Below are 5,817 nucleotides of genomic sequence, written 5' to 3'. Positions count from 1 at the left end.
CCGAAGGCTGCGATCTTTTGATGTTGATCTTAAAAACAGGATCAAAAGATCGCAGCCTCGTTGCACTCGTCAGCTCCTACAGCGTTCCAGTACATAGCCCGGCAAGCACCGGGCTTTTTTACGTCTGTCGAATGGATCGCAAATCAGTACAGTCAGGGGCAGACACCGCACTGTATGGTCGACTAAAGTGGCAACTGTCCCAGTACACTTCTAAACTGTTCCGGTATTGTTTCACACAAGAATAAAATGCCCGTGAAATCGAGTGCTGCGTCATGACCAATCTCTTGCTCTACCAACGTATTGCTCAGCAACTGGCCGAAGACATCCGCCGTGGTGTCTATCAACCGGGGGAGCGCGTGCCTTCGGTGCGCAAGATGAGTTCGCAGCTCAACGTCAGCCATGCAACGGTGTTGCAGGCCTACGCCAATCTCGAAGATCAGGGGCTGATTCGCGCACGTCCGCAGTCCGGTTATTACGTCCACCAGACCCCCGCGCTGACCGCGCCAACGCCGGATATCGCCCGGGTCGAGCGTCCAGGCCTGGTCACCCGCAGCAGCATCATTCAGCAAGTGCTCGTCGAGTCGCGTCGTGAAGGCGTATTCCCGCTCGGTGCCGCTGTGCCCAGCGTCGATTATTTACCGGTGCGCGCGCTGCATCAGCAATTGGCCAAGGTCACCCGGTTCCATAGCCCGCGCGCCTTCAGTTACATGTTCAGCCCCGGTTTTGAACCGCTGCGCCGGCAAGTGGCGATTCGTATGCGCGATGCCGGCGTGGTGGTCGACCCGTCGGAAGTGGTGATCACCCACGGTTGTGTCGATGCCCTGCAGATGTCGCTGCGGGTACTGACCCGGCCGGGCGATCTGATTGCCGCCGAATCACCGACTTACTACGGTCTGTTGCAACTGGCGGATCTGCTCGGCCTGAAAGTCATCGAAATCCCCAGCGATCCTGCTACCGGCATGAGCCTCGAAGCCCTGCAACTGGCGGCCAACCAATGGTCGATCAAAGCGCTGGTGCTGACCACGCGCCTGAGCAACCCATTGGGCGGCACCATGCCCGAAGAGCGGCAGAAGCAGTTGCTGCGCCTGGCCTCGGATTTCGATATCCAGATCGTCGAAGACGACATCTATGGCGAGTTGATGTTCGAGCAGGGCAAGACCAAAGCGCTCAAGGCTTACGATCGCCTGGACCGAGTGATTTACTGCTCAAGTTTCTCCAAGACCCTGTCGCCCGGTGTGCGCATCGGCTGGATGATTGCCGGCAAGTACCAGCAGGAAATCCAGCGTCTGCAGACCTTCAGCACCCATTCGGCGTGCAGCGTGACGCAGATGGCGATTGCCGCTTATCTGGAAAACGGCGGTTATGACCGGCATTTACGGTACATCCGCCAGGAATACCGAAAAAACCTCAGCGCTTTCCAGTTGGCGGTGCAGCAGTACTTCCCCGAAGGCACGCAAATGACCCGGCCCACGGGCGGTTTCATCCTTTGGGTGAGTCTGCCGGGGAGGGTGAACACGCAGGAGTTGCATATCCGCGCGTTGCAGCAGGGCATCAGCATTGCACCGGGGCTGATCTTCAGCAATACCGAGCAATTCAACCACTGTATCCGCCTCAATTGTGGCATTCCGTGGAATCGCGAGGCGGAACGGGCGTTGATGACTCTGGGGCTGCTGGCGACCCAACTGTGTCAGGAAACGGCTGGCGGATTCTGAACGAGCGGACGTTCATGCTTGTCTTGTCGCGTCCAACAAGCGAGCATATGGCCCTCTGCCGTTAGCCACGTTGGGTCCATGAAAGCGATTGTTCCTGCCGCCTGGGTTGTGCTGTGTATGCTGATGATCGGTCATGCGCCCGGTGTCATGGCGGCTGCGGTTCAGGAAAAACCGCCAGCAACGACCAGTGCCAAGAAGGCACCAGCGGCGAAAAAGGCAGTCCCCGCTAAGAAGCCGCAAGCCAAGCCCGTGAAGAAACGCGCGCCGATTGCGTCCAAGTCGAAACCTGCCAGTGAAGTGGCGAAAACCAGATTGCCGGCGGCCAGACTTGACCTCAGCCTGCCCAAAGACATGGTTCAGGAACTGAAACCCAAGGGCACCGTCGACCTGCCGAAACGCGAGCCGATCCTGCCGCAGATGTTTGGCGAGAAAAACAGCGGCTTTCAGCTCAATGGCCGTTTGCTCAGCAACGAAATGCAGTTGCAGCTGCGCAATGAAGAGCGTCGCGAAGTGGAAGGCGCTGCGCTCGATTTCGAATTCAAGCAATAAACAGCACGTTGCTGTGACCCGCAGACCAGACGCTTTGTCGGAGACTGGTCAGTCACATTCAGTAATCGCTAAAAACCCCGGTTCAGGCAATTTAAAACAGCCGTTTTAGCGGTTACTCTGTTCCGCGTCCCTTTTACACATCGCCCGTCGCGAGGAATTGTTCGTCATGAAATGCCGTGAAGGCTGTGGCGCTTGCTGCATCGCCCCCTCCATCAGTTCGCCGATTCCCGGCATGCCTGATGGCAAACCTGCCGGCGAACGTTGCGTGCAACTCTCGGTCGAAAACCTGTGCAGCATTTTCGGCCGCCCGGAGCGTCCGGCAGTCTGTTCCGGCTTCTCTGCCGACATCGAAGTCTGCGGCAGCAGTTCGCAAGAAGCGATCAGACTGATCGGCTGGTGGGAGCAAATGACGGCGGCGTGATGTGTCAAACGAACGGAATTTCAACAATAAGGAATAAGACTATGGGTTCGCTGCATCGTATCGCTGTGTTGTGTGGTTTGACCGCTGTGCTGGCCACTTCGGTCGCTCAGGCAGAAGACTGGAAAGTCGCCAAGAACGAAGAAGGCATCAAGGTTTCACTGAGCGAAGTGCCGGGTTCGGACTACAAGTCCTACCAGGGCGTGGCGCTGATGAAGACCACCGTCGCCAAACTGCGCGCGTTGCAGGAAGACGTTTCCGGCGCCTGCGCCTGGATTCACGAGTGCAAGACCCAAAAATTGCTCAAGCACGAAGGCGACCAGAGCTGGACCTACACTCAGTTCAATACGCCTTGGCCGGTTACCCCGCGTGACTCGGTGCTGCACATCACCACCGTTGAAGGCGCCGATGGCAGCCTGACCCGTAACCTGGAAGGTGTGCCGAAGTACCTTCCGGAAGAAAAAGGTTTCGTCCGTGTGGCCCAGGTCAAAGGCTTCTGGAAATTCGTGCCCAAGGGTGATCAGGTCGAAGTGACCTATCAAGTGCACACCGAGCCAGGTGGCAGCGTGCCGGCGATGGTGGCCAACAAGTTCGTGGTTGACGCACCGTTCAACACACTTAAAGCCCTGAAAGAGCGCGCCGAGAAGTAATCGTCGTGCTTTGCAGATAACGCCCCGATCGATTCGGGGCGTTTTTGTTTTGTATCTATATTGTGTTTCCAGATATGCGTTGCACGAAATTTTCACAAAGTGTTCCAGACAATTCGCCCGCGCTGTTACACGCTGTGCCTGCTCTAAATGAAAGTGTCTGGGGGCAGGGCAGTAATCAATGGCAATGGTGCGGGTGATCGTGCAACATTTGCGCTCCGCGCACGCCCCGGGGTCTGGAATGACCAATAGAGGGCATGGCGCCGCTGTATTTTTGCAACTTCAACTTTCAATGGGTCCTAAAACGACATGGCAAACCCGGACGCCCTGAATCAGCAGCGATCTTCCAGTCGCCTGCTGCAACCGACCGTCAAATCGCATCTGGCCTACACGCTGCTTTGCGCACTGGTCATGATGGTGATGTTTTCCGTGCTGCGCCTCGCGCTGCTGGTCTACAACCGCGAGATGATCCTCGATACCCCGGCTTCGACCTTCCTCGAAGCTTTCGCCAACGGTCTGCGTTTCGACCTGCGTCTAGTGGTCTACGTGTGCATTCCGCTGGTGCTGGCGCTGTTCAGTGCCCGCGCGATGGCCGCACGCGGATTCTTCCGTCTGTGGCTCACCGTCGCCTCGAGCATCGCGTTGTTTCTCGGCCTGATGGAGATGGACTTCTACCGTGAGTTCCACCAGCGCCTCAATGGTCTGGTGTTCCAGTACGTGAAAGAAGACCCGAAAACCGTGATGAGCATGCTCTGGTACGGTTTCCCGGTCGTGCGTTATCTGCTGGCGTGGGTCATCGGCACAGTGATTCTGACGCTGGCGTTCAAGGGCGCTGATCGTGCAACACGTCCGCGCGGGCCTTTCAGCGGCGGTAGCGTCGGCACGCGTCAGGTCGCGCCGTGGTATGCGCGCCTCGCCGTATTCGTGGTCTGCCTGCTGATCTGCGTGGTCGCTGCGCGGGGCACGCTGCGTCAAGGCCCGCCAATGCGTTGGGGTGACGTCTACACCACCGAATCGAACTTCGCCAACCAGCTCGGCCTCAACGGTACGCTGTCGCTGATCGCCGCTGCAAAAGATCGCATGGGCGAAGACCGCGACAACATCTGGAAAGCCACACTGCCGCAAGAAGAAGCGCAGAAAGTAGTGCGCCAGATGCTGGTCATGCCGGACGACAAACTGGTCGATGCCGACATCGCCGCCGTGCGCCGCGACTACACGCCGCCCGCCGACAAGACCCTGCCGATCAAGAACGTTGTCGTAATTCTGATGGAAAGCATGGCCGGTCACTCGGTCGGTGCTCTGGGCGCGCCAGGCAACATCACGCCGTACCTGGACAAACTGTCGAAGGAAGGCCTGCTGTTCGACCGTTTCTTCTCCAACGGCACACACACCCACCAGGGTATGTTCGCGACCATGGCCTGCTTCCCGAACCTGCCAGGTTTCGAATACCTGATGCAGACACCGGAAGGCAGCCACAAACTGTCTGGCCTGCCGCAATTGCTCAGCGCCCGTGACTACGACGACGTCTATGTCTACAACGGTGACTTCGCCTGGGACAACCAGTCGGGTTTCTTCAGCAACCAGGGCATGACCAACTTTGTCGGCCGTAATGATTTCGTCGATCCGGTGTTCTCCGATCCAACGTGGGGCGTGTCCGACCAGGACATGTTCGACCGTGGTCTGATCGAATTGAAGAAGCGCGAAAACGGCAAGCCGTTCTATGCGCTGCTGCAAACCCTGTCCAACCACACGCCATACGCCTTGCCGTCGCCATTGCCGGTCGAGCGCGTCACTGATCGTGGCAGCCTCAACGAACACTTGACCGCCATGCGCTACTCCGACTGGGCGTTGGGTCAGTTCTTCGAGAAGGCGCGCAAAGAGCCGTACTTCAAAGAAACCCTGTTCGTCATCGTCGGCGACCACGGTTTCGGCAACGAGCGCCAGATCACCGAAATGGATCTGGGCCGCTTCAACGTGCCGATGCTGATGATCGCCCCGGGCATCCAGGAGAAGTTCGGCACCCGTGACCACACCGTGGGTACGCAAATCGACATCGTGCCGACCATCATGGGTCGTGTGGGTGGCGAAGTGCGCCATCAGTGCTGGGGTCGTGACCTGCTTAACCTGCCGGAAGGGGACACCGGTTTCGGTGTGATCAAGCCGTCGGGCAGCGAGCAGACCACCGCTATTGTCACGGCGGACCAGATTCTGGTGCTGCCGAAAGACAAGGACATGTCGGCGAAGGTCTATCAGTACCAACTGGGCGCCAATCCGGGTGCCGAGGTCATTGCTGATGCACCGCGCGCTGCCGAGTTGAAACACAAACTCGAAGCGTTCCTGCAAACGGCGACCAAGAGCCTGATGGACAACACTGCCGGTGTGGTTAACGGCAAGCCGGACTAAGCGCTGTAAAGTAAAAGTCCGCGCAATAAAAAAGAGGCCCTGAAAAGGGCCTCTTTTTTTTGCCGGTGTCCCGTCCTGAATAAGGTTT

At 58.0% G+C, this 5,817-nt stretch carries 6 protein-coding genes; all 6 read left to right on the top strand.

The window, feature by feature from the left end; genetic code table 11:
• Positions 1–245, top strand: a 245-nt coding sequence (locus tag PMI37_RS32335; RefSeq protein WP_238552741.1) for a hypothetical protein, incomplete at its 5' end; no start/stop codon positions are given.
• Positions 246–272: 27 nt separating this feature from the next.
• Positions 273–1,712 (top strand): aminotransferase-like domain-containing protein, encoded by a 1,440-nt coding sequence (locus tag PMI37_RS27315; protein WP_008087402.1) that lies wholly within the window; start codon positions 273–275, stop codon positions 1,710–1,712.
• A 78-nt stretch (positions 1,713–1,790) separates the two neighbouring features.
• Positions 1,791–2,261, top strand: coding sequence for a hypothetical protein (locus PMI37_RS27310; protein WP_008087401.1), 471 nt, complete (start codon positions 1,791–1,793; stop codon positions 2,259–2,261).
• A 166-nt stretch (positions 2,262–2,427) separates the two neighbouring features.
• A complete protein-coding gene (locus PMI37_RS27305; RefSeq protein ID WP_008087400.1) occupies positions 2,428–2,682 on the top strand; it encodes a YkgJ family cysteine cluster protein in 255 nt (84 codons plus the stop codon).
• Positions 2,683–2,723: 41 nt separating this feature from the next.
• Positions 2,724–3,329 (top strand): START domain-containing protein, encoded by a 606-nt coding sequence (locus PMI37_RS27300; RefSeq protein ID WP_008087399.1) that lies wholly within the window; start codon positions 2,724–2,726, stop codon positions 3,327–3,329.
• A 306-nt stretch (positions 3,330–3,635) separates the two neighbouring features.
• Positions 3,636–5,729, top strand: coding sequence for an LTA synthase family protein (locus tag PMI37_RS27295; protein WP_008087398.1), 2,094 nt, complete (start codon positions 3,636–3,638; stop codon positions 5,727–5,729).
• Positions 5,730–5,817: the final 88 nt, after the last annotated feature.

It is taken from the genome of Pseudomonas sp. GM80 (assembly GCF_000282515.1).
In the GTDB taxonomy this organism is placed as follows: Bacteria; Pseudomonadota; Gammaproteobacteria; order Pseudomonadales; family Pseudomonadaceae; genus Aquipseudomonas.
The sequence above is the reverse complement of the archived record's forward strand: the minus strand, read 5'-3'. Positions and strand labels throughout refer to the sequence as shown.

Bases quoted from the DNA above. Each gene is read 5' to 3' on its own strand.
- PMI37_RS27315 (WP_008087402.1), top strand. From the start codon at position 273: ATGACCAATCTCTTGCTCTACCAACGTATTGCTCAGCAACTGGCCGAA.
- PMI37_RS27310 (WP_008087401.1), top strand. From the start codon at position 1,791: ATGAAAGCGATTGTTCCTGCCGCCTGGGTTGTGCTGTGTATGCTGATG.
- PMI37_RS27305 (WP_008087400.1), top strand. From the start codon at position 2,428: ATGAAATGCCGTGAAGGCTGTGGCGCTTGCTGCATCGCCCCCTCCATC.
- PMI37_RS27300 (WP_008087399.1), top strand. From the start codon at position 2,724: ATGGGTTCGCTGCATCGTATCGCTGTGTTGTGTGGTTTGACCGCTGTG.
- PMI37_RS27295 (WP_008087398.1), top strand. From the start codon at position 3,636: ATGGCAAACCCGGACGCCCTGAATCAGCAGCGATCTTCCAGTCGCCTG.